22 protein-coding genes are annotated in these 20,837 nt (G+C 67.7%); 17 read left to right on the top strand and 5 right to left on the bottom strand.

What is annotated here, in order from left to right; translation table 11 throughout:
* Nucleotides 1-17: 17 nt before the first annotated feature.
* From ABD923_RS08200 to ABD923_RS08180, 5 genes are all read right to left on the bottom strand, one after another.
* Nucleotides 18-740: a transporter substrate-binding domain-containing protein gene (locus ABD923_RS08200; protein WP_259550189.1), complete on the bottom strand. Its 723-nt coding sequence runs from the start codon at nucleotides 738-740 to the stop codon at nucleotides 18-20.
* A 44-nt stretch (nucleotides 741-784) separates the two neighbouring features.
* Complete coding sequence (locus ABD923_RS08195) at nucleotides 785-1,606, bottom strand: ABC transporter ATP-binding protein (RefSeq protein WP_259550188.1); 822 nt, start codon at nucleotides 1,604-1,606, stop codon at nucleotides 785-787.
* A 79-nt stretch (nucleotides 1,607-1,685) separates the two neighbouring features.
* On the bottom strand, nucleotides 1,686-2,438 hold the full coding sequence (locus tag ABD923_RS08190) for a phosphate/phosphite/phosphonate ABC transporter substrate-binding protein (protein ID WP_259550187.1): 753 nt from the start codon (nucleotides 2,436-2,438) through the stop codon (nucleotides 1,686-1,688).
* Entirely contained in the window at nucleotides 2,435-2,878 is a 444-nt protein-coding gene (locus tag ABD923_RS08185; protein ID WP_259550186.1) for a tellurite resistance TerB family protein, read from the bottom strand. Before ABD923_RS08185 ends, ABD923_RS08190 begins: the two co-directional genes overlap by 4 nt.
* Nucleotides 2,879-2,920: 42 nt before the next feature.
* Nucleotides 2,921-3,805, bottom strand: a complete 885-nt coding sequence (locus ABD923_RS08180) for a PhzF family phenazine biosynthesis protein (RefSeq protein ID WP_259550185.1) — start codon at nucleotides 3,803-3,805, stop codon at nucleotides 2,921-2,923.
* A 476-nt stretch (nucleotides 3,806-4,281) separates the two neighbouring features.
* Here ABD923_RS08180 and ABD923_RS08175 point away from each other — a divergent pair, with 476 nt between their 5' ends.
* The 17 genes from ABD923_RS08175 to ABD923_RS08095 all read left to right on the top strand — a co-directional run bounded on the left by ABD923_RS08175 (nucleotide 4,282) and on the right by ABD923_RS08095 (nucleotide 20,800).
* Nucleotides 4,282-5,445: an isovaleryl-CoA dehydrogenase gene (locus ABD923_RS08175; RefSeq protein WP_259550184.1), complete on the top strand. Its 1,164-nt coding sequence runs from the start codon at nucleotides 4,282-4,284 to the stop codon at nucleotides 5,443-5,445.
* Nucleotides 5,446-5,449: 4 nt separating this feature from the next.
* Nucleotides 5,450-5,764, top strand: a complete 315-nt coding sequence (locus ABD923_RS08170; RefSeq protein WP_259550183.1) for a hypothetical protein — start codon at nucleotides 5,450-5,452, stop codon at nucleotides 5,762-5,764.
* 18 nt (nucleotides 5,765-5,782) lie between these two features.
* Complete coding sequence (locus ABD923_RS08165) at nucleotides 5,783-7,390, top strand: carboxyl transferase domain-containing protein (RefSeq protein ID WP_259550182.1); 1,608 nt, start codon at nucleotides 5,783-5,785, stop codon at nucleotides 7,388-7,390.
* A gap of 2 nt (nucleotides 7,391-7,392) precedes the next feature.
* A complete protein-coding gene (locus ABD923_RS08160; protein ID WP_222191187.1) occupies nucleotides 7,393-7,812 on the top strand; it encodes an ASCH domain-containing protein in 420 nt (139 codons plus the stop codon).
* A 169-nt stretch (nucleotides 7,813-7,981) separates the two neighbouring features.
* On the top strand, nucleotides 7,982-9,928 hold the full coding sequence (locus tag ABD923_RS08155) for an ATP-binding protein (RefSeq protein WP_259550180.1): 1,947 nt from the start codon (nucleotides 7,982-7,984) through the stop codon (nucleotides 9,926-9,928).
* Nucleotides 9,925-10,581, top strand: a complete 657-nt coding sequence (locus ABD923_RS08150) for a glutathione S-transferase family protein (protein WP_259550179.1) — start codon at nucleotides 9,925-9,927, stop codon at nucleotides 10,579-10,581. The genes ABD923_RS08155 and ABD923_RS08150 overlap by 4 nt, the downstream gene beginning before the upstream one ends.
* A 1-nt stretch (nucleotide 10,582) precedes the next feature.
* Nucleotides 10,583-11,443 carry a hydroxymethylglutaryl-CoA lyase gene (locus ABD923_RS08145; RefSeq protein ID WP_259550178.1) on the top strand — a complete coding sequence of 287 codons (861 nt, stop codon included), beginning with the start codon at nucleotides 10,583-10,585 and terminating at the stop codon, nucleotides 11,441-11,443.
* A 22-nt stretch (nucleotides 11,444-11,465) separates the two neighbouring features.
* Nucleotides 11,466-12,248 carry a crotonase/enoyl-CoA hydratase family protein gene (locus tag ABD923_RS08140; protein ID WP_259550177.1) on the top strand — a complete coding sequence of 261 codons (783 nt, stop codon included), beginning with the start codon at nucleotides 11,466-11,468 and terminating at the stop codon, nucleotides 12,246-12,248.
* A gap of 32 nt (nucleotides 12,249-12,280) precedes the next feature.
* Nucleotides 12,281-13,258, top strand: coding sequence for an NADPH:quinone reductase (locus ABD923_RS08135; protein ID WP_259550176.1), 978 nt, complete (start codon nucleotides 12,281-12,283; stop codon nucleotides 13,256-13,258).
* A gap of 68 nt (nucleotides 13,259-13,326) precedes the next feature.
* Nucleotides 13,327-14,892, top strand: a complete 1,566-nt coding sequence (locus ABD923_RS08130; RefSeq protein WP_259550175.1) for an AMP-binding protein — start codon at nucleotides 13,327-13,329, stop codon at nucleotides 14,890-14,892.
* 44 nt (nucleotides 14,893-14,936) lie between these two features.
* Entirely contained in the window at nucleotides 14,937-16,274 is a 1,338-nt protein-coding gene (locus ABD923_RS08125) for an MFS transporter (RefSeq protein ID WP_259550174.1), read from the top strand.
* Between the two features lie 203 nt (nucleotides 16,275-16,477).
* The gene (locus ABD923_RS08120; RefSeq protein ID WP_259550173.1) at nucleotides 16,478-16,801 is read left to right on the top strand and encodes an NADH-quinone oxidoreductase subunit A; all 324 of its coding nucleotides are present in this window, start codon (nucleotides 16,478-16,480) and stop codon (nucleotides 16,799-16,801) included.
* Nucleotides 16,801-17,325, top strand: a complete 525-nt coding sequence (locus tag ABD923_RS08115; protein WP_259550555.1) for a NuoB/complex I 20 kDa subunit family protein — start codon at nucleotides 16,801-16,803, stop codon at nucleotides 17,323-17,325. Before ABD923_RS08120 ends, ABD923_RS08115 begins: the two co-directional genes overlap by 1 nt.
* 48 nt (nucleotides 17,326-17,373) lie before the next feature.
* Complete coding sequence (locus tag ABD923_RS08110) at nucleotides 17,374-17,985, top strand: NADH-quinone oxidoreductase subunit C (RefSeq protein WP_259550172.1); 612 nt, start codon at nucleotides 17,374-17,376, stop codon at nucleotides 17,983-17,985.
* A 5-nt stretch (nucleotides 17,986-17,990) separates the two neighbouring features.
* The gene (locus tag ABD923_RS08105) at nucleotides 17,991-18,857 is read left to right on the top strand and encodes a sulfotransferase (RefSeq protein ID WP_259550171.1); all 867 of its coding nucleotides are present in this window, start codon (nucleotides 17,991-17,993) and stop codon (nucleotides 18,855-18,857) included.
* Nucleotides 18,858-18,966: 109 nt separating this feature from the next.
* Complete coding sequence (locus ABD923_RS08100) at nucleotides 18,967-20,202, top strand: NADH-quinone oxidoreductase subunit D (RefSeq protein WP_405048310.1); 1,236 nt, start codon at nucleotides 18,967-18,969, stop codon at nucleotides 20,200-20,202.
* 268 nt (nucleotides 20,203-20,470) lie between these two features.
* Nucleotides 20,471-20,800, top strand: coding sequence for a hypothetical protein (locus tag ABD923_RS08095; protein ID WP_222191198.1), 330 nt, complete (start codon nucleotides 20,471-20,473; stop codon nucleotides 20,798-20,800).
* The last annotated feature ends 37 nt before the right edge of the window (nucleotides 20,801-20,837 follow it).

The following is a 20,837-nucleotide window of genomic DNA, read 5'->3' as shown; positions in this document are numbered from 1 at the left end:
CCCCCGCCGCGATCGGGTCACCAGGTCACGGCGTCGTCGCCGAACCACTCGACGATCAGCGCGTTCAGCGTGCCGTCTTCCTTCATCGAGGTGATGGCCGCGTCGAAGGTCGCGATCAGCTCGTCGCCCTCGCGCAGGCCCATGCCGATGCCGCCGCCCAGGGCGACCGGGTCGCCGACGACCATCAGGTCGGGGTCGGAGCCCACGGCATCGAGCAGGAAGTCGGCATCGGCCAGAGCGGCGTCCGCCTCGCCGTTGCGCACGGCGGCCACGGTTTCGTCGGGCGTTGCGAACTCGACCAGCACGGCGTCGGTCTCGGCGGCGATATAGCCCGCCTGGATGGTGTTGGTCTGCGCTGCGATCACGCCGCCGCTCAGGTCGACATCCTCGTCCAGCGCCACGAAGAGCGACGGGGTCGGCGGGATGTAGGCCTGGGTGAAGTCGATCACCTCATCGCGTTCGTCGGTGATGCTCATCCCGGCGATGATCGTGTCGTAGTTGCCAGAGGTCAGGTTCGGGATGATCGAATCCCAGTCGTTCAGAACCCACTCGCAGGTCAGCTCGGCGCGGGCGCACAGCTCGTCGCCCAGGGCGCGCTCGAAGCCGTCGATTTCGCCGTCATCGTTGATGAAATTGTACGGAGGGTAGGCGCCCTCGGTGCCCATGCGGACGACATCCTGGGCGGCGGCGGCGCCGGCGATCAGGCCCATGAGGGCGGTGGTCAGGATCAGTTTTTTCATTCGGGTAGTCTCCCTGGTTGGGTTTGAAGGGTCTCGGCCCCCGGTCAGGCGGCCTGACTGTGGCTGAGAAATTGGCGAAGCCGTTCGGACTTCGGGTTGGCGAAGAGGTCGGCGGGTTCCCCCTCTTCCTCGATCTTGCCCTGGTGCAGGAAAATCACGTGGTCGCTGAGGTCGCGCGCCATGCGCATGTCATGGGTCACGAGGACCATGGTGCGGCCTTCCTCGGCCAGCGCGCGGATCACGCGAACGACTTCCTGCTCAAGCTCGGGGTCGAGGGCGGATGTCGGCTCGTCGAACAGAAGCGCGCGCGGCTCCATGCACAATGCGCGGGCGATGGCGGCGCGCTGCTGCTGGCCGCCGGAAAGCTGCGCGGGCCAGGCGTCGGCCTTGTCGCCGATGCCGACCTTGTCGAGAAGCGCGCGGGCGCGATCCTCGACCGCGGCGCGATCTTCGCCCAGCACCGTCACGGGCGCTTCCATGACGTTTTGCAGGATGGTCATGTGGGACCACAGGTTGAACTGCTGAAAGACCATCGACAGGTTGGTGCGAATGCGCCGGACCTGCGCGGCATCGCCGGGGTGGCGATTGCGCCCCGTGCCGCGCCATGTGACCGGCTCCCCCTCGAACAGGATCTCGCCCTGCTGGCTGTCTTCCAGCAGGTTGGCGCAGCGCAGCAGCGTGGATTTCCCCGAGCCGGAGGAGCCGATCAGCGACACGACATCGCCCGCGCGGGCGGTCAGGTCGACCCCGCGCAGCACGTCCAGTGTGCCGAAGCTTTTGTGCAGGCCGGTGATCTGGATCACGGGCGGTGTCTGGTCGGTCACGTTTGGCAGCGTCCCTTCGAGTTTCCCGCGATTTGTGCTCATGAAGGCGGCAAATGCAACGTCCCTGTGCAGCGTGACGCACGGGAAAGAGTCGGTTTTCGCCAATTTCAGCGCCGATTGCCTATTCCGGCGGCGGCGGTGGAACCGGCAATGCGGCATGGCGCGCCGGGTCGGCGGGGGTGATGGCGCGGATGCCGAGGGTTGCGCGATGCTCCGGCGCCAGCGCGTCCAGCGCCTCGGCCAAGGCGGCGCGGCAGGGGGCCGGGTCGGCATCGCCCGCGGTGATGAAGCCAAGGCCGGGGCTGGCCGCGGTGCGCCCGATGATGCGCAGATCGGTCGTGACCCCCTCCCACCTCTCCAGCATGGCCCAGGTCACGGCGTCGATGGCGGCGAAATCGGCCCGCCCCTCTGCCACTGCACGGGCGCTGTCACGGTGGCCTCCGGTGATGATGCAGCGGGTGGGTGCATAGCCATGCTCTTGCATGTGCATCCACGGCGCGCACCAGCCAGAATGACTGTCGGCGGAGTTGATCGCGAGAACCGCGTCCTCGAAGGCCTGCGGCGCCTCGCGCGGGTCGTCGCGACGGGCGATGAACCACGAGCGGTAATCGCCCGGCGGCGTGTCCGGCAGGCCGTAATCGGCATTGGCGATCAGCGTGACGCGGTCCTTGTAAGCGCTGCGATAGGGCAGGTTGCAGATCTGTCCGAGCACAAGGTCGGGTCGGCCCCACGTGTCGTGGATCGGGGCGTCGTGGGCGAGCGTGTCGGGCGCGTCGATGCCACGGGCGCGCAAGCCGTCGCGGATCAACTCCCACCAGGCGTCATGGGCGGCCCGGTTTTCGGGCCGCAGATACATCGGCAGGGAGGCGATCATTTCCGCGCGGCTTCGACCCTCTGGCGGGCGAGGTTCGAATCGCGGTCGTTCACCCCCAGCATCGGCGCGACGAGGCGTAGCAGCGCGTCTTCCTCGTGGTCGCGTTCGCCATCGGCCAGCACGATGTCCCACATCGCCTCGACCACCTTTTCGCGGGCCTCGTAGGGGACCGAATCCTTGATGGCGCGGGTGAAGCGGACGGTGTCGGGGGCCTCGGCCTCCATCGCTTCGGCTTCGATGCGCAGGGCGGTGGCCGCCTGGGCGGAGAGGCCGTAGCGTTTGGCGAGCAGGGTTTCGATCCGGTCCTTCTCGATCTCGGCGTAATCATCGTCGGAGCGGGCGATACGCACCAGAAGGGCGGCGAGCGCGAGGCGCGCGTCGTCGAAGGGGAGCGGGTCGGGGTCGGGGGCCGTCAGGCGGCGCAGGATGTCAGCGATCATGGGGCAGATATAGGCAGGTCGCGGGCCGGGGGAAAGCCGCGCTCACGGAATCCGGATCTGGCCCGAGGCGACGGGCACGGCGGATCCCGCGACACGGATCGCGGTCAGCGCGCCATCTGCCACGTCGACCGAGAGGCGCAGGGCGGAGGGACGGCCCATCTCGACCCCTTGGCGGAGGCTGAGGGTGGTGGTGCCATCGGAAAGCGCCCCATTGGCGAGGAGTTGCCCGGCGAGGAGCGCGGTGGCCGAGCCGGTGGCCGGGTCCTCCGGGACGCCGTCATCGGGGGCGAACATGCGCGCCTGCCAGTCGCAGCCCGCGCCGGGGGTATAGAGGTAGAGACCCACGGGGGAACGGCCGGTGTCGTCGATACCCGCCGTCGCGATCATGGTCCCCCATCCGGGCTGTGCCGGGGCGGCGGCGGCCAGCGCGGCAGGGTCGGTTAGCTGCGCGTAAAGAAAGGCCGGGCCGCCCTCGAACGCGCCGGGCGCGTGGGGGCCGATCTGCGCAGGCGAAAGGCCGATGGCGGCGGCGATGGTGGCGGCATCGGGCGCGGTGCCGATGGGGGCCGGGATGCGCGGGGCGGTGAACTCGGCCAGCGTGCCGGACTGGCTGATCGCGACGTGAACGAGGCCCGCGCGTTCTTCGAGGGTGATCGTGCCGTCCTGTCCGCCCGCGAGGTGCAGGGCGCAACCGATGGTGGGGTGCCCTGCAAAGGGGATCTCGGCCCCGGGCGTGAAGATGCGCACCTTGGCGCTGTGGGCGGGGTCGTCGGGCGCCTGGATGAAGATGGTCTCGGACAGGTTGAACTGCCGCGCGATGGTCTGCATCTGCGCGTCGCTCAGGCCGTCGGCCCCCTCGACGATGGCCAGCGGATTGCCGGAAAACGGCCTGTCGGTGAAAACATCGGTGACTTGGTAGCTGAGCATGGCGGGGCCTTTCGTCGGGTCGGCCGGCAGGGAACAGCCTGGCACGCGGGATGGCAAGGGGGGCGTTTTCCGCAACGGAAAACGGCGGAAAACTCGCGTTTTCCGGGTCGGACATGGGGCCATGTCCGATGGAGCCGTCTGGTTGGCGATATCTCGGGGGAGGGGCGCGTCGCACCTCTGGTCAGGTCGCAAGGATGGCGGCGCCGCCAAGGGGGCGGTGTCCACACCCCGGGATCGTCCGGGGCCTTTGAGCTTGCTCGGTGGCCCGCCGCCTTGGCCCTTTGGGGGCTGTCTTGGGCAGCGGCTGGGACCCTGATCTTGCGGGCCGGGCGGTGTCAGCGCCCGGCGGGACATGTCCATGACCGGGGAGATTGGCACGGATGTGTTAAGAAACGGTGAACGCAGTTCCCCTTTGACTCGACTCACCCATGTTCGTATTAAATGAACAACTGTTCAATTAAAGGGAGGGCGAGGGCATGTTCAAGGCCTCGATGAACTTCGATCTCGGCGAAGACGTGAACGCGCTGCGCGAGATGGTGCACCGCTGGGCGCAGGAGCGGGTGAAGCCGCTGGCCGCCGAGACCGACAAATCCAATGCGTTTCCGAACGAGCTGTGGACCGAGATGGGCGAGTTGGGCCTTTTGGGCATTACGGTGGACGAGGCCTATGGCGGCGCGGGGATGGGATACCTCGCCCATACCATCGCGGTGGAGGAGATCAGCCGCGTCTCGGCCTCGATCGGCCTCAGCTACGGGGCGCATTCGAACCTTTGCGTCAACCAGATCAAGCTGAACGCGACCGAAGAGCAGAAGAGTAAATACCTGCCCAAGCTGATCTCGGGCGAGCATGTCGGCGCGCTGGCCATGTCCGAGGCGGGCGCGGGGTCGGACGTGGTGGGCATGAAGCTGCGCGCCGAGAAGAAGAACGGCTATTACACGCTGAACGGCACGAAATACTGGATCACCAACGGCCCCGATGCGGACACGCTGGTGGTCTATGCCAAGACCGACCCCGAGGCCGGATCGAAGGGCATCACCGCCTTTATCGTCGAGAGATCGATGAAGGGTTTTTCGACCAGCGGGCATTTCGACAAGATGGGCATGCGCGGGTCGAACACGGCCGAACTGGTCTTCGAGGATGTCGAAGTGCCGTTCGAGAATGTCCTTGGCGAAGAGGGCCGCGGCGTGCGCGTCCTGATGTCGGGCCTCGATTACGAGCGCGTGGTGCTGTCGGGCGTCAATATCGGCATCATGGCCGGCTGCCTCGACGAGATCATGCCTTACATGGCCGAGCGCAAGCAGTTCGGCCAGCCGGTCGGAAACTTCCAGCTGATGCAGGGCAAGATCGCGGACATGTATGTCGCGCTGAACACCTCGCGCGCCTATGCCTACGAGGTCGCGCGCGCTTGTGATCGCGGCGAGGTCACGCGGCAGGATGCGGCGGGCTGCGTGCTCTATGCCTCGGAAGAGGGGATGAAGGTCGCCCACCAGGCGGTGCAGGCGATGGGCGGCGCGGGCTTCATGAATGACAGCGCGGTCAGCCGGATGTTCCGCGATGCCAAGCTGATGGAGATCGGGGCAGGCACCTCCGAGATCCGGCGGATGCTGATCGGGCGGGAATTGATGGCGGCGATGGGCTGAGGCGATGGGCGGGCGGCGTGGCCTGATCCTGCCGCTTGCGGCGCTTCTGGCCTTTGGCGGGGCGCTGGGCGTGTTGCTGGGCCTGCGGGCCGCGCCGCCCGGCGAGACGGCGATCATCGAGGCGGTGGCGGAGGGTTACGCGGCCGAGACCGGCGGCGCGCGCACCGATTGCTTCGCGCGCCCCTCGGCCCTGCCGGAGGTGCGCATGGTGGTCATCTGCGCGCCCGAGGGCGGCACGGCGCGGGCCTATCCGGTCGACCGGCTGGGACGGCCGGTCGAGATTGATGCAGCCGCCCTGGAGGCGGAGCTTGGGACATGAGGCGCGGGGAGGCGTGAGATGAGATTGAAATCTGCTCTGGTGACGGGATCGGAGGAGGCGCGGGCGAACCGGGCCGCGCATCTCGACGCGCTGCGCGTGATCGAGGAGGCCGCCGCGCTGGCCGCCGCCGGTGGCGGCGCGCGCGCGCGGGAGCGGCACCTGTCGCGGGGCAAGATGCTGCCGCGCGAGCGCGTGGCGAACCTGCTCGACCCGGGGTCGCCGTTCCTGGAGGTCGGTGCGACGGCGGCGCATGGCATGTATGACGGCGCGGCCCCGGCGGCGGGCGTGATCGCGGGCGTGGGCCGGGTGCAGGGCCGCGAGGTCATGGTGGTGTGCAACGACGCCACGGTGAAGGGCGGCACCTATTACCCGATGACGGTGAAAAAGCACCTGCGCGCGCAGGAGATCGCCGAGGAATGCCATCTGCCCTGCATCTACCTGGTGGACAGCGGCGGCGCGAACCTGCCGCAGCAGGACGAGGTCTTCCCCGACCGCGACCATTTCGGGCGCATCTTCTACAACCAGGCGCGGATGAGCGCGAAGGGGATCGCGCAGATCGCCGTCGTGATGGGCTCCTGCACCGCCGGGGGCGCCTATGTGCCCGCTATGTCGGACGTGACGATCATCGTGAAGGAACAGGGGACGATCTTCCTCGCCGGGCCGCCGCTGGTGAAGGCGGCGACGGGTGAGGTGGTCAGCGCCGAGGACCTGGGCGGTGGCGATGTGCATACGCGCCTGTCGGGCGTGGCCGATTACCTTGCCGAGGATGACGCCCACGCGCTGGCGCTGGCGCGGCGGGCGGTCGGGTCGTTGAAGGGTGTGGGGGATGGCGGGCTGAAGCCCGCCCTACAGGGGCGGCCCCCGGCCTATGATCCGGAGGAGCTGTTCGACGTGGTGCCGGCCTCGCTCTCGACGCCGTATGACATTCGCGAGGTGATCGCGCGGCTGGTCGATGACAGCTGGTTCGACGAATTCAAGCCGCGCTTCGGCGAGACGATCGTGACGGGCTTTGCCGAGGTGATGGGCCTGCCCGTGGGCATCATCGCCAACAATGGCGTGCTGTTTTCCGAAAGCGCGCAGAAGGCTGCGCATTTCGTGGAGCTGTGTTCGCAACGGAAGATCCCGCTGGTCTTCTTGCAGAACATCACCGGCTTCATGGTGGGCCGCAAATACGAGAACGAGGGGATCGCGCGGCACGGCGCCAAGATGGTGACGGCGGTCGCCACGACCTCGGTGCCGAAGGTGACGATGCTGGTGGGCGGATCCTTTGGCGCGGGCAATTACGGCATGGCCGGGCGGGCTTATTCGCCGCGCTTCCTGTGGACCTGGCCGAATTCGCGGATCTCGGTGATGGGCGGCGCGCAGGCGGCGGGTGTTCTGGCGACGGTGAAACGCGCCGCGCTGGAGAAGGCGGGCGAAGAGTGGTCCGCCGAGGCGGAGGCCGAGTTCAAGCGCCCGACCATCGAGATGTTCGAACGGCAGTCGCATCCCCTCTATGCCTCGGCGCGGCTGTGGGATGACGGGGTCGTGGACCCGCGCAAATCGCGCGAGGTGTTGGGGCTGAGCCTGTCGGCGGCGCTGAACGCGCCCATCGAGGAGACACGCTTTGGCGTGTTCCGGATGTGACGGTGAGCCTGGACGATCTGCGGCGGCGCTATCCCGGGGCTGTGACCTACCGCTTCGGTGACGGTCCGAAGCTGTGCGCGGAGTTGATCGCGCTTGTTCGGGCGGGAAAGAAGCGGGCGACCTGCAGTTCCGAGGCAGAGATCGCGGCAGGGCAGGATGCGCCGGTCGTCGGGCGTTGCGATATCGCGGTCGATTTCCACGACGTGCCGCAGCTTGTGACGCGGACACTGGACCTTGTGCCCGTGCGCTTTTGCGACATGACCGAGGAGATGGCGCTGATGGAGGGCGAGGATGACAGCCTCGCCGGCTGGCGCGCGGGGCATGAACGCTATTACCGCCGCAAGGGGATTTTCGCCCCCGACATGAAGCTGATCTGGGAGCGGTTCGAGGTGGTCGAGGACCTGGGGGAGGCAAGCGTTTGAAGGGGCGGCGGGTCTGTGACGGGCCGGTCCTTAAAGGATCGAACGGTGCCGCTGGTGCCGGGCGCGGGAGCGAGGGGGCTGTCTGCCCCCTCGCGCTCCCCCGAGAGGTTTTTGGCCAAGATGAAGGGGCGGGACGGGGGCGACCCCCTGCGCGTCCGAGGGAGGGATGATGTTTCACAAGATCCTGATTGCGAACCGGGGCGAGATTGCCTGTCGGGTGATCGAGACCGCGCGCAAGCTGGGCGTGGGCACGGTGGCGGTCTATTCCGACGCGGATGCGGAGGCGCGCCACGTGGCCATGGCCGACGAAGCGGTGCATATCGGCGGGCCGCGCCCGGCGGACAGCTACCTGCGGGGAGACGCGATCATCGCGGCGGCGCAGGCGACGGGGGCGCAGGCGATCCATCCGGGCTATGGCTTCCTGAGCGAGAACCCCGATTTCGTGGACGCGGTCGAGGCGGCGGGGCTTGTCTTCATCGGGCCGTCGGCCAAGGCGATCCGCGCCATGGGGCTGAAGGATGCCGCCAAGGCGCTGATGCACGAGGCCGGGGTACCTGTCGTGCCGGGCTATCATGGCGCGAACCAGGACCCCGAGCATCTGTCGGGCGCGGCGGAGGCCATCGGCTACCCGGTGCTGATCAAGGCCGTTGCGGGCGGCGGCGGCAAGGGGATGCGCAAGGTGGATGCGCCCGCCGGGTTCATGGAGGCGCTGGCCTCGGCCAAGGGGGAGGCCGCGACGGCCTTTGGCAATGACGCGGTGCTGATCGAGAAATTCGTCGAGAAACCGCGCCATATCGAGGTGCAGGTCTTCGGCGATGGGACGCATGCGGTGCATCTCTTCGAGCGGGATTGCTCGCTCCAGCGCCGCCACCAGAAGGTGATCGAGGAAGCGCCCGCCCCCGGCATGACCGAGGAGATGCGCGCCGAGATGGGGGCGGCGGCCGTGCGCGCGGCCGAGGCCATCGGCTATAGCGGGGCGGGGACCGTCGAGTTCATCGTCGATGCCAGTGCCGGGCTGCGGCCCGACCGGTTCTACTTCATGGAGATGAACACGCGGTTGCAGGTCGAGCACCCGGTGACCGAGGCGATCACGGGCGCGGACCTCGTGGAGTGGCAGTTGCGCGTGGCGGCCGGCGAGGCCCTGCCCGCGCGGCAGGAGGATCTGTCGATCACCGGCCATGCCTTCGAAGCGCGGCTTTATGCCGAGGACGTGCCGAAAGGCTTCTTGCCCGCGACGGGCCGTCTGGCGCATCTGCGCTTTCCCGATGGCGTGCGGGCCGATACCGGCGTGCGGGTAGGCGATGAGATCAGCCCGTGGTACGACCCGATGATCGCCAAGCTGATCGTGCATGGGCCCACGCGCGCGGTGGCGCTGCGGCAGTTGGACCGCGCCTTGGCCGAGACCGAGGTGGCGGGATCGGTCACAAACCTGACTTTCCTGCGGCGGTTGGCGACGCATGAGCGGTTCGCGGCCGGCGACGTGGATACCGGATTGATCGACCGCGACGTGGCGGCCTTGTCCGAGGAGGTTGCGGCCGGCTCCGACGCGGTGGCACTGGCGCTGGCGGGGGCGGCGCTTGGGGCCGGTGTGCGGGATGCAGCTCCGGGCTTCGCACTGTGGGTGCCCTTGGAGCGGGCGGTGTGCGTGGCGGAAGGGGACACGCTGCACGCAGGACGCGTCGCGGTTCTGGGCGCTGGCCGGGCGCGGTTGATCCGAGAAGGCGGCGAGACCGAGGTCACATGCGAGGGTGGCCGTTGGTCCCTGGACGGGCAGCCGGTTCCGGCGCGGGTGGTGCACCATGACGCCGGGCTGTCAATCTTCTGGGGGGAGGCTGCGCATTTCACCATCCCCGATCCGCTGGACGTGGCCGCCGGGCCGGGGGCGGCGGCGGGCCGGATCGAGGCGCCGATGCCCGGGCTGGTGAAGGCCGTGCTGGTCGCGCCGGGGCAGGCCGTGTCGGCGGGCGACCGCCTGGCCGTGCTGGAGGCGATGAAGATGGAGCACGCGCTGACGGCGGGCCGTGACGGCGTGGTGGCCGAGGTTCTGGTGACCGAGGGTGCGCAGGTCGAGGCCGGGGCGGCGCTGATCGTTCTGGCCGAGGAGGAGGCCGCATGATCCGCCTGCATCACGTGCCGCAGAGCCGCTCGATGCGGACGCTGTGGCTGCTGCATGAACTGGGCATAGAGTTCGAGGTGGTGCAATGGCCCTTCGACAAGACCCTGCGCAGCCCGGAATACCTGAAGCTGAACCCGGCGGGCCGCGTGCCTGCGCTGGAGATGGACGGTCGCTGCATCTGGGAAACCGGCGCGATCACCGAGGTTCTGTGCGAGCGCTTTCCCGAGACCGGCATGGGCCGGATGCCGGGCGATGACGAACGGATCGACTGGCTGATCTGGGTGCATTTCGCGGAGACGCTCAGCCAGCATGTCGCGGCGCTGACCCAGCAGCACCTTGCGCTGTACGACGACGCGATGCGCAGCCCTGTCGTCATGCAGATCGAGGCGAAGCGGGCGGCGAAATGCTACGAGGCGATCGAGGCGCGGCTGGAGGGGCGGGATTATCTGCTCGACAGCGGCTTCTCGGCGGCGGATGTGAGCGTGGGGCAGGCGGTTTACATGGCGCGCCATTTCGCGCCGATCGAACCTTACGCGCGTCTTGCAGATTGGTACGGGCGCATAACCGCGCGGCCCGGCTTCATCGCGAGCTTGCCGATCTCGGACAGTGAGCGGCTCTATACGCGGGACTATTACGAAGCATGGGAGGCGTGAGATGGCGGAATTCGTCGAGATTTTCGAGGTCGGCCCGCGCGACGGGTTGCAGAACGAAAAGCGCCAGATCCCGACGGCCGACAAGATCGCGCTGGTCGATCTGCTGAGCCGCGCAGGCTTTCGCCGGATCGAGGTGGCGAGTTTCGTCAGCCCCAAATGGGTGCCGCAGATGGCCGATTCGGGCGAGGTGCTGGCCGGGATCGCGCGGGCGCCGGGTGTCTCCTATGCCGCGCTGACGCCGAACATGAAGGGCTATGAGCGCGCGAGGGAGGCCGGGGCCGACGAGGTCGCGATTTTCGGCGCGGCGACGGAAGGGTTCAGCAAGGCCAATATCAACGCGAGCATCGAGGAAAGCCTTGAGCGGTTCCGCCCCGTGGCCGAGGCGGCCAAGGGGGATGGCGTGCCGGTGCGGGGCTATATCTCTTGCGTCACGGATTGCCCCTATGACGGGCCGGTTGCGCCCGAGGCGGTGGCGCGGGTTGCCGCGGCCCTGCGCGACATGGGGTGTTACGAGATCTCGCTGGGCGACACGATCGGGCAGGGCGTGCCGGAAACGGTGGACGCGATGCTGGCCGCCGTGCTGGAGGAGGTGCCGGCGGAGAAACTGGCAGGCCACTTCCACGACACGGGCCGCCGCGCGCTCGACAATATCGAGGCGGCGCTGGGGCGCGGCCTGCGCGTCTTCGATGCGGCGGTGGGGGGCTTGGGCGGCTGCCCCTATGCGCCGGGCGCTGCGGGCAATGTAGCGACCGAGGCCGTGGCGCGGCGGTTGGCGGATTTGGGCTATGACACCGGCCTTGATCTGTCGGTGATCGACGAGGCGGCGGGGATGGCCCGCGCGATGCGCGGCGTCGCGGCCTGACGCAGGAAAACGGAGGCGAGAGATGAGCGAAACGATCCGCGTGGACGTGGACGAGCGCGGGGTTGCGACCCTGACGCTGGCGCGACCCGACAAGCACAACGCTATGAATGCCGAGATGATCGGCGCGCTGACCGAGGCCGCCGCACGGTTGGGCCGCGACCCGGCGGTGCGGGTGGTCGTGCTGACCGGTGAGGGCAAAAGCTTCTGTGCCGGGGGCGATCTGGGCTGGATGAAGGACCAGATGCAGGCCGATGCCGCGACCCGCGCGCGGGAGGCCCGCAGCCTTGCCGAGATGCTGGGCGCGCTCGACCGGATGCCGAAACCCCTGATCGGGCGCGTGCAGGGGCAGAGTTTCGGCGGCGGCGTGGGCCTGATGAGCGTGTGCGACGTGGCCATCGGTGTCGAGACGGCCAAGATCGGCCTGACCGAGGTGCGCCTTGGCCTGATCCCGGCCACCATCGGACCCTATGTGGTGGCGCGCATGGGCGCGGCGAACGCGCGGCGGGTGTTCTTCTCGGGCCGGATCTTTGGCGCGGCGGAAGCGGTCGAATTGGGCCTTCTGGCGCGCGCGGTGTCGGCAGAGGATCTCGACGCGGCTGTCGAGGCCGAGGTTGCGCCCTACCTGTCCGCGGCACCGGGCGCGGTGGCCGCGGGCAAGAAGCTGGTCGCGGACCTTGTGGCCCCGGTGGACGAGGCCAGGATCGCGCTGTCGATCGACGCGCTGGTGGCGCGCTGGGAAGGCGAGGAAAGCGCCGAGGGGATCGGGGCGTTCTTCGACAAACGCAAACCGCGTTGGGCCGAGTAGGCGCGCAACGCGGACAAAGGGAAGGACGGGACATGAAGGCGGTTTGGTACGAGCGGTTCGGCCCGGCGGCAGAGGTTCTGACCCTCGGCGAGATGGCCGATCCGGTGGCAGGGTCCGGCGAGGTCCTGGTGCGGGTCCATGCCTCGGGCATCAACCCGTCGGATGTGAAGCTGCGGGCCGGCGCGCGACCCGGGGCCGAGATGGCCTATCCGCGCGTCATCCCGCATTCGGACGGCGCGGGCGTGATCGAGGCCGTCGGCGAAGGCGTCGATGCCGCCCGCGTGGGCGAGCGGGTGTGGATCTGGAACGCGGGCTGGCAGCGGGCTTTCGGCACGGCGGCGGAGTATGTCGCGCTCCCCTCGGAACAAGCGGTGCGGCTGCCTGAAGGGACAAGTTTCGCGGAAGGGGCCTGTTTCGGCATCCCGGCGATGACGGCGTGGTATGCCGTTTGCGGCGACGGGCCGGTGGCGGGGCAGACCGTGCTGGTGACGGGCGGCGCGGGAACGGTCGGGCGTTACGCCTGCCAGATGACGCGGCTGTCGGGCGCGCGGGTCATCACCACGGTCTCCTCCGAGGAAAAGGCCGCCCATTCCGGGGCCGAGGCGTGGGTGAATTACCGCGAGGCGGACGTGGTCGACGCGGTGATGGACCTGACCGATGGCGCGGGCGTGGACCGCATCGTTGAGGTCGATTTTGCCGCGAACCAGGACGCGTCGCTTGCGCTGCTCAAGCCGGGCGGCACCATCGCCGCCTATGCCTCGGCCAGCGATATGGCGCCGGTGCTGCAATTCTACCCGCTGATGTTCCGCAATATCCGCCTGCATATGCTGATCGTCTATCAACTGGCGGGCGCGGCGCGGCGCATGGGCGAGGCGCAACTGACCAAATGGCTGGAGGCGGGCGCGCTCAGCCATGCGGTGGTGCCGGGCGGCGGGCTGGCCGAGTGCGCGGCGGCGCATGATCGTGTCGCCTCGGGGGACAAGCTGGGCACCGTGGTGCTGGACATCTGATGCCGGCTTGCTAGCCTTCCCCGGACGCCCCACGGGAGGAAACGGGGCGCGCGAGGGAGGACAACCAGATGACGATTTTTCCGAGCCTTCACGGCACGGTCGAGGTGCCACGTATCTCGATCACCGAGCGGCTATTCCAGGGTCTCGCGCCGCGCGTGGACGAGGTGGCGATGATCGACGGCCCAACCGGCCGCGAAGTGACGGCAGGTGCCTTGATCGAGGGGATCAAGCGGCTGGCCGGGGGGCTGACCGAGCGGGGCATCCTGCCCGGTGGAACGGTCGCACTGCTGGCCCCCAACATTCCCGAATACACTGTGGTCTTTCACGGCGTGGCCTTCGGCGGCGGGACGGTGACGACGCTGAACCCCACCTACACCGCGCCCGAGATCCAGCACCAGTTGGAAGATGCCGGGGCGACGGTTCTGGTGACGATCCCCATGTTCGAAGAGGTCGCCCGCGCCGGGATGAAGGGCACCGCCGTGCGCGACCTGGTCGTGATCGGCGGTGGCGGCGAGGGGAGCCTGTCGCTGGACGATGTCATGGGCGCCCCGCTTGAGGCGCAGGCGCCGGTGGATCTCGACGAGCATATCGTCGTGCTGCCCTATTCCTCGGGCACCACCGGTCAGCCCAAGGGGGTGATGCTGACCCATGCGAACCTCGTCGCCAACCTGACCCAGTCGGGTGCCGTGGCCGGGGTTGGTCCGAACGATACGGCGGTGGCCTTCCTGCCGTTTTTCCACATCTACGGCATGACGGTGTTGATGAACCTGTTCCTCGCGCAGCAGGCCAGGTTGGTGACGATGCCGCGTTTCGATCTGGAGCTGTTCCTGAAGCTGATCGAAACGCACCGTGCGACGCGGCTCTATATCGTGCCGCCCGTGGCGCTGGCGCTGGCCAAGCACCCGATGGTGGACCAATTCGACCTGTCCAGCGTCGAGGAGATCTTTTCGGGCGCGGCCCCGCTGGGGCCGGAGACCGAGGCGGCGGTGGGCGACCGCTTCGGCGCGCGGTCGGTGCAGGGCTACGGCATGACCGAGATGTCGCCCATCAGCCACATGACCATCGGCGGCAACGTCCGCCACGGCTCCAGCGGGCAGGCCGTGCCCTCGACCGAATGCCGGATCGTGGACCCGGTGACGATGCGCAACCTCGGGCCGAACGAGGAGGGGGAACTGTGGGTGCGCGGCCCGCAGGTGATGAAGGGCTACCTGAACAACCCCGAGGCCACCGCCGAGTCGCTGGTGGAGGGCGGTTGGCTGCGCACGGGCGACCTGGCCGTGATCGACGAGGACGGCTTCATGTCGATCCGCGACCGGTTGAAAGAGCTGATCAAGTTCAAGGGCTTCCAGGTCGCCCCCGCCGAGGTCGAGGCGGCCCTGATCGCCCATCCCGGCGTCGTGGATGCCGCCGTGATCGGACGCCCGGACGAGGAAGCGGGCGAGGTGCCCGTGGCCTTCGTCGTGCGCGCGCCGGGGAGCGAGGTGAGCGAGGGGGAGTTGCGCGCCCATTGCGAGGGCTGCCTTGCCCATTACAAGCACCCGGTCGAATACCGCTTCGTCGAGAGTGTCCCGAAATCGGCCAGCGGCAAGATCCTGCGCCGGGAATTGCGGGACCAGATGGCCGGCAAAACATAACGCGCCGGGTCGCATCACGCGGCGGACAAGGCTAGGCTCTGCGCATGTTGAGTGTCCTGTCCCACCCGGTTTTCGCGCGCCTCTTCGCGGCGCAGATCATCGCGTTGATCGGCACGGGCCTGATGACCGTGGCGCTTGGCCTGCTGGCCTATGACCTGGCCGGCGACAGCGCGGGCGCGGTGCTTGGCACCGCGCTGACCATCAAGATGGTGGCCTATGTGGGCCTGTCGCCGATCACCAATGCTCTGGTCGAACGCGCCTCGCGCAAGGCGGTCCTGATCGGGGCGGACCTGCTGCGGGCGGCCATCGTGCTGGCGCTGCCTTTCGTCACGCAGATCTGGCAGGTCTATGCCCTCGTCTTCGCCTTGCAGGCGGCCTCGGCCACCTTCACGCCTGCGTTCCAGGCCACGATCCCCGACATCCTGCCCGACGAGGGTGATTACACGCGGGCGCTGTCTCTGTCGCGGCTGGCCTATGAGCTGGAGAACCTGGTCAGCCCGGCGCTGGCGGGGCTGCTGCTGACGCTGGTCAGTTTCCACTGGCTGTTCGCGGGCACGGCGCTGGGCTTCGTCGGATCGGCGATGCTGGTGCGGATCGCGGCTGTTCCGCCACGCGGCGCGGCGCGCGCGCGTCCGTTTCTCGACCGGGTGACGCGGGGCGTGCGCATCTATGTCCGGACGCCAAGGCTGCGCGGATTGTGGATGCTGAACTTCGCGGCCGCCTCGGCCGGGGCCTTCGTGATCGTGAACACGGTCGTGCTGGTGCGTGCGGAGTATGGCGGGGCCGAAAGCGCGGTCGCGATTGCGCTGGCCGCTTTCGGGGGCGGCTCGATGCTGGCCGCGCTGGGCTTGCCGCGCCTGCTCGACCATGTGCCGGACAGGCCGGTGATGCTCGGCGCGGCCTTTGCCCTGTCGATGGCGAGCGTGGGCTACGCGCTTTACTGGCTGCGCGCGGACTTGCCGGAGTGGCCCGTGATGCTGGCGGTCTGGCTGCTGTTCGGGATGCTCTACGCCGCGATCCTGACTCCATCGGGGCGGCTTTTGCGCCGGTCCGTCCACCCCGAGGACCTGCCCGCGATCTTCACTGCGCAATTCGCGCTCAGCCATGCGGGGTGGCTGGTGACCTACCCGATGGCGGGCTGGATCGGCGATGCGCTGGGGCTGCCGCAGGCGATGCTGGCCCTGGGGATCTGCGCGACCTTCGCCAGCCTTGCCGCCCTGCGCCTCTGGCCCGCTGGCGACCCGCGAAGCGTTGACCACGCCCATGACGACCTGCCGCCGGATCACCCGCATCTCGATCGGCACCCGCTGCAAAACGGGCGACATGCCCACGCCTACGTCATCGACGACATGCACCACCGCTGGCCGCGACCGGGGGCGTGACGCGTGTTCCTGCCAGTGCCAAAAGCCCGTTTGACGCAGGAGGCCCGGTTGACCCGTCCGCGGGTCGAGAGTAGATCACGAGAAACGACCGGAGCCGTTCCGTGCGCACGAGCGGGACGCGACCCATTTGGACAGGCAGTCGCCGCCATGGAGGGCCTAGAGTGCAAGAGTTCCTGACGAATTACGCGCCGATTCTCATTTTCATGGGAATCGCGATCGGGTTGGGCCTCGTCCTGATCCTTGCCGCCGTCATCATCGCGGTGCGCAATCCGGACCCTGAAAAGGTGTCGGCCTATGAATGTGGCTTCAACGCGTTCGACGACGCCCGCATGAAGTTCGACGTGCGATTCTACCTCGTGTCGATCCTCTTCATCATCTTCGACCTCGAAATCGCGTTCCTGTTTCCCTGGGCGGTCAGCTTTGCCGACATGTCGATGACGGCCTTCTGGTCGATGATGGTCTTCCTCGCCGTTCTGACGGTGGGCTTCGCCTACGAATGGAAGAAAGGGGCGCTGGAATGGGAGTGATGACAGGGCCGAACACCGCCGGGGCCGACCGCGAGGTCACCACGCAGGCGCTGAACCGGCAATTGCAGGACAAGGGCTTTCTCGTCACCTCGACCGAGGACCTGATCAACTGGGCCCGCACCGGGTCGCTGCACTGGATGACCTTCGGCCTTGCCTGTTGCGCGGTCGAGATGATGCACACCTCCATGCCGCGCTACGACGCGGAACGCTTCGGCATCGCGCCGCGCGCCACGCCGCGCCAGTCGGACGTGATGATCGTGGCGGGCACGCTGACCAACAAGATGGCCCCGGCGCTGCGCAAGGTCTACGACCAGATGCCCGAGCCGCGCTACGTGATCTCGATGGGGTCCTGTGCGAATGGCGGCGGCTACTACCACTACAGCTATTCGGTGGTGCGCGGCTGTGACCGGATCGTGCCGGTGGACCTGTACGTGCCGGGCTGCCCGCCGACGGCCGAGGCGCTGCTCTACGGCATCCTGCAATTGCAGCGGAAGATCCGCCGCGAAGGCACCATCACGCGCTGAGCGACCAGAGATCGGGGCGGCGACAGACCCGAACGGGAGAGACGAGAGATGACCAACGAGGCCCTGCGCGAGCTTGCCGAATACGTCTCGGAGCGGATGCCCGATGCCGTGCGCGCGACGTCGATCACCAATGGCGAATTGACCGTCGAGATCAGCGCGTCCGAGGCCGCAACCTTCATCGAGTTCCTGAAGTCGGATCGCAGCTGCTCCTTCTCGACGCTGGTGGACATCACCGCCGTCGACTGGCCCGAGCGCGACCGCCGCTTCGACGTGGTCTGGCATTTCCTGTCGATGTACCAGAACCACCGCATCCGCGTGAAAGCGGCCGTGCGCGAGGATGACATCGTCCCCTCGATCGTCGAGACGCACCCCTCGGCCGGGTGGTGCGAGCGCGAGGTCTACGACATGTTCGGGATCATTTTCTCGGGCAACCCGGACCTGCGTCGCATCCTGACCGATTACGGTTTCCGCGGGCATCCGCTGCGCAAGGACTTCCCGACCACCGGCTATACCGAGGTTCGCTTCGACGACGAATTGAAGCGCGTCGTCTACGAGCCGGTGAAACTGGTTCAGGAATACCGCCAGTTCGATTTCATGAGCCCGTGGGAAGGCGCGGATTACATCCTGCCGGGTGACGAGAAAGCCGAGGAAAAGGCCTGATCCCCGTGGCACCCGCGGGCGACACCGCCTTCGATTTTGGCCGTACGCTCCTGATCGGGATCGGGGCGCAAAAGGCGGGCACCACATGGCTTGCACGGAAGCTGGCCGCCCACCCGGAGGTGCATGCCCCGATCAAGGAAGTGCATTACTGGGACCGCATCCGCGCGCCGTTCCATGATGCCAAACGCTGGCGCAGCGCGATCACCAATCGGCGCGACCGGTTCGTGCGGAACCTGCCGCAGCGTTTCTGGCGCAAGAAATGGTCCACCAGCCTGATGGTGCGGCCCGACCCCTGCGATCACTCCGGCTATGTCGACATGTTTCGCTGGGGCTATGGCGGACAACCCGTGCTGCATGAGTTCACGCCCGCTTACGGGTTGCTGGCGCCCGAGGTTTTCAACGAGATGCGCGCCCTGCATGCCGATGTGCGGTTTCTGTTGCTGCTGCGCGATCCCGTGGCGCGGTTCTGGTCGGGGATTCGCCACGCCCACCGGGTGCAACTGGCCAACGGGATGACGGAGGAGAGCCTCGTTCACCTGGCGCGGCTCGCCCTCGCCGATCCGCATGATCCGCACCGGCGCCGGTCGGACTATGCCGCGCTCTTGTCCGCGCCCGCGCTGGGGGAGGGGCGGATGCATGTCGCCTTCTTCGAGACGCTGTTCACGCAGGAGAGTTACGACGCTGTGCTGGAGTTCGCGGGCCTTGCGCGAGAGACGATCGGCGCGGTCGAGAATCCGAACCCCAGCCGGTTTGGCAAGGTGGCGATGCCGAAGGATCTGGCCGCGCAAGCGCGCGAGGTTTTTGCCTCCAGCTACGAACAGGTCTATGATCGGTTCAAAGACCGCGTTCCGGCCCGATGGGGCGGCGCATGACGATACTTGCGGCAATCGAGTCCTTGCATGCCAGTGCCCGGCAATGGCAGAGGGGGCTTACATCCGAAATGGCGCCGTGGCGCGCCGAACGACCGATGAGATGTGAGACATGATGGACGGCTCGATGGACGATCCGCGCGGGTTCCACGACGCGGAGACGCACGAACAGCATATTCGGAACTTCAACATCAACTTCGGGCCGCAGCACCCGGCGGCCCACGGCGTGTTGCGCCTTGTGCTGGAGCTGGACGGCGAGATCTGCGAGCGCTGCGACCCGCATATCGGGCTGCTGCACCGTGGCACCGAAAAGCTGATGGAGAGCCGCACCTACCTGCAGAACCTGCCCTATTTCGACCGGCTCGATTACGTGGGCACGATGAACCAGGAACATGCCTGGTGCCTCGCCATCGAGAAGCTGACCGGCGTCGAGGTGCCGCGCCGGGCGCAACTGATCCGCGTGCTGTATTGCGAGATCGGGCGCATCCTGAACCACCTGCTGAACGTGACGACCCAGGCGATGGACGTGGGCGCGCTGACCCCGCCGCTCTGGGGGTTCGAGGAACGCGAGAAGCTGATGGTCTTCTACGAACGCGCCTCGGGCGCGCGTCTGCACGCGGCCTATTTCCGCCCCGGCGGCGTGCACCAGGACCTTCCGCCCAAGCTGATCGACGATATCGAGGAATGGGCCAGGGAATTCCCCAAGGTTCTCGACGATATCGACGGGCTGCTGACGGAAAACCGCATTTTCAAGCAGCGCAATGTCGATATCGGCATCGTCACCGAGGAAGACATTCAGAACTGGGCGTTCTCGGGCGTGATGGTGCGCGGGTCGGGTTTTGCCTGGGACCTGCGGCGCGCGCAGCCCTATGAATGCTACGACGAGTTCGAGTTCCAGATCCCCATCGGCAAGAACGGCGACTGCTATGACCGCTATCTCTGCCGGATGGAGGAGATGCGCCAGTCGATCCACATCATCCACCAGGCCATCGAGAAGCTGCGGATGCCGGAGAACCAGGGCGATGTGCTGGCGCGGGGCAAGCTGACGCCGCCGAAACGCTCGGACATGAAGACCTCGATGGAAGCGCTCATCCATCACTTCAAGCTTTATACCGAGGGGTTCCACGTCCCCGAGGGCGAGATCTATGCCGCGGTCGAGGCGCCCAAGGGCGAGTTCGGCGTCTACCTCGTGGCGGATGGCACGAACAAACCTTACCGCGCCAAGCTGCGCGCGCCGGGCTTCGCCCATCTGCAGGCGATGGATTACATGTGCACCGGCCACCAGCTGGCGGATGTGTCGGCCATCCTCGGCTCGCTCGATATCGTGTTCGGCGAGGTGGACCGGTAGCACCGACACCACCGCATTTGATCAAGGCCGCGCCCGCGACGGAGCGCGGCCTTTTTGGTTGTCGGCTTCGCCGCGCGTGCCGCGCGTCGACCCGCGCGCCTTCGGCGCGTGTTCGGGGGCTCTGCCCCCGCCGCGCTTTGCGCGGCTCCCCCGGCATTTTCAGGGGATAAAGAGGGGATGGGCCGCCCCGGGTGGGGTTTTCCGTCAATGGACAAGCGCGGCGGCGTCTGGCACCGATGGTGTCAGACGCCATCACAGGAGTTTTGCCATGCGGATCGCCCCGGTTCTTGCCAGCGCCTGCCTTGCCGTTCCCGCCTGGGCCGAGGATGCGCCAACGCCCGAGGCGCATATCGGCTTTCCCTTGGCGGAAACCATCGCGCAGTTCGGCTGCGTGCTGCACGAGGAGGCGACCAACATGGTCCTGTTCGAAGCGGGGCTGACGGCGGATGATTTCCCGCCCATGGCGATCGCGCTGATGCAGGACGGCATCTTGCGCCCGACCGGCAACGGGACGCTGACACTGGTCAACTGGGGGCCATGCACCGGCGCAGAGGCGGCGGCGCTGCTGGGTGCGGGCGAGGCGGCGGCGCAGGACTGAGCGGCGGGCCCGAGGCCCGGTCGCCGTGATTTTCGAC

Source organism: [Roseibacterium] beibuensis (assembly GCF_039542305.1).
GTDB lineage: Bacteria > Pseudomonadota > Alphaproteobacteria > Rhodobacterales > Rhodobacteraceae > Roseibacterium > Roseibacterium beibuensis.
Note: the sequence above shows the minus strand (reverse complement) of the source record. Positions and strands in the feature narration are given on the sequence as shown.

What these genes read in the sequence shown, in the direction of transcription:
- ABD923_RS08125 (WP_259550174.1), top strand. Translation starts at nt 14,937, where the DNA reads ATGTTGAGTGTCCTGTCCCACCCGGTTTTCGCGCGCCTCTTCGCGGCG.
- ABD923_RS08135 (WP_259550176.1), top strand. Translation starts at nt 12,281, where the DNA reads ATGAAGGCGGTTTGGTACGAGCGGTTCGGCCCGGCGGCAGAGGTTCTG.
- ABD923_RS08170 (WP_259550183.1), top strand. Translation starts at nt 5,450, where the DNA reads ATGGGCGGGCGGCGTGGCCTGATCCTGCCGCTTGCGGCGCTTCTGGCC.
- ABD923_RS08110 (WP_259550172.1), top strand. Translation starts at nt 17,374, where the DNA reads ATGACCAACGAGGCCCTGCGCGAGCTTGCCGAATACGTCTCGGAGCGG.
- ABD923_RS08140 (WP_259550177.1), top strand. Translation starts at nt 11,466, where the DNA reads ATGAGCGAAACGATCCGCGTGGACGTGGACGAGCGCGGGGTTGCGACC.
- ABD923_RS08155 (WP_259550180.1), top strand. Translation starts at nt 7,982, where the DNA reads ATGTTTCACAAGATCCTGATTGCGAACCGGGGCGAGATTGCCTGTCGG.
- ABD923_RS08195 (WP_259550188.1), bottom strand. Translation starts at nt 1,606, where the DNA reads ATGAGCACAAATCGCGGGAAACTCGAAGGGACGCTGCCAAACGTGACC.
- ABD923_RS08145 (WP_259550178.1), top strand. Translation starts at nt 10,583, where the DNA reads ATGGCGGAATTCGTCGAGATTTTCGAGGTCGGCCCGCGCGACGGGTTG.
- ABD923_RS08200 (WP_259550189.1), bottom strand. Translation starts at nt 740, where the DNA reads ATGAAAAAACTGATCCTGACCACCGCCCTCATGGGCCTGATCGCCGGC.
- ABD923_RS08150 (WP_259550179.1), top strand. Translation starts at nt 9,925, where the DNA reads ATGATCCGCCTGCATCACGTGCCGCAGAGCCGCTCGATGCGGACGCTG.
- ABD923_RS08190 (WP_259550187.1), bottom strand. Translation starts at nt 2,438, where the DNA reads ATGATCGCCTCCCTGCCGATGTATCTGCGGCCCGAAAACCGGGCCGCC.
- ABD923_RS08100 (WP_405048310.1), top strand. Translation starts at nt 18,967, where the DNA reads ATGATGGACGGCTCGATGGACGATCCGCGCGGGTTCCACGACGCGGAG.
- ABD923_RS08120 (WP_259550173.1), top strand. Translation starts at nt 16,478, where the DNA reads ATGGGAATCGCGATCGGGTTGGGCCTCGTCCTGATCCTTGCCGCCGTC.
- ABD923_RS08095 (WP_222191198.1), top strand. Translation starts at nt 20,471, where the DNA reads ATGCGGATCGCCCCGGTTCTTGCCAGCGCCTGCCTTGCCGTTCCCGCC.
- ABD923_RS08185 (WP_259550186.1), bottom strand. Translation starts at nt 2,878, where the DNA reads ATGATCGCTGACATCCTGCGCCGCCTGACGGCCCCCGACCCCGACCCG.
- ABD923_RS08165 (WP_259550182.1), top strand. Translation starts at nt 5,783, where the DNA reads ATGAGATTGAAATCTGCTCTGGTGACGGGATCGGAGGAGGCGCGGGCG.
- ABD923_RS08175 (WP_259550184.1), top strand. Translation starts at nt 4,282, where the DNA reads ATGTTCAAGGCCTCGATGAACTTCGATCTCGGCGAAGACGTGAACGCG.
- ABD923_RS08180 (WP_259550185.1), bottom strand. Translation starts at nt 3,805, where the DNA reads ATGCTCAGCTACCAAGTCACCGATGTTTTCACCGACAGGCCGTTTTCC.
- ABD923_RS08115 (WP_259550555.1), top strand. Translation starts at nt 16,801, where the DNA reads ATGACAGGGCCGAACACCGCCGGGGCCGACCGCGAGGTCACCACGCAG.
- ABD923_RS08130 (WP_259550175.1), top strand. Translation starts at nt 13,327, where the DNA reads ATGACGATTTTTCCGAGCCTTCACGGCACGGTCGAGGTGCCACGTATC.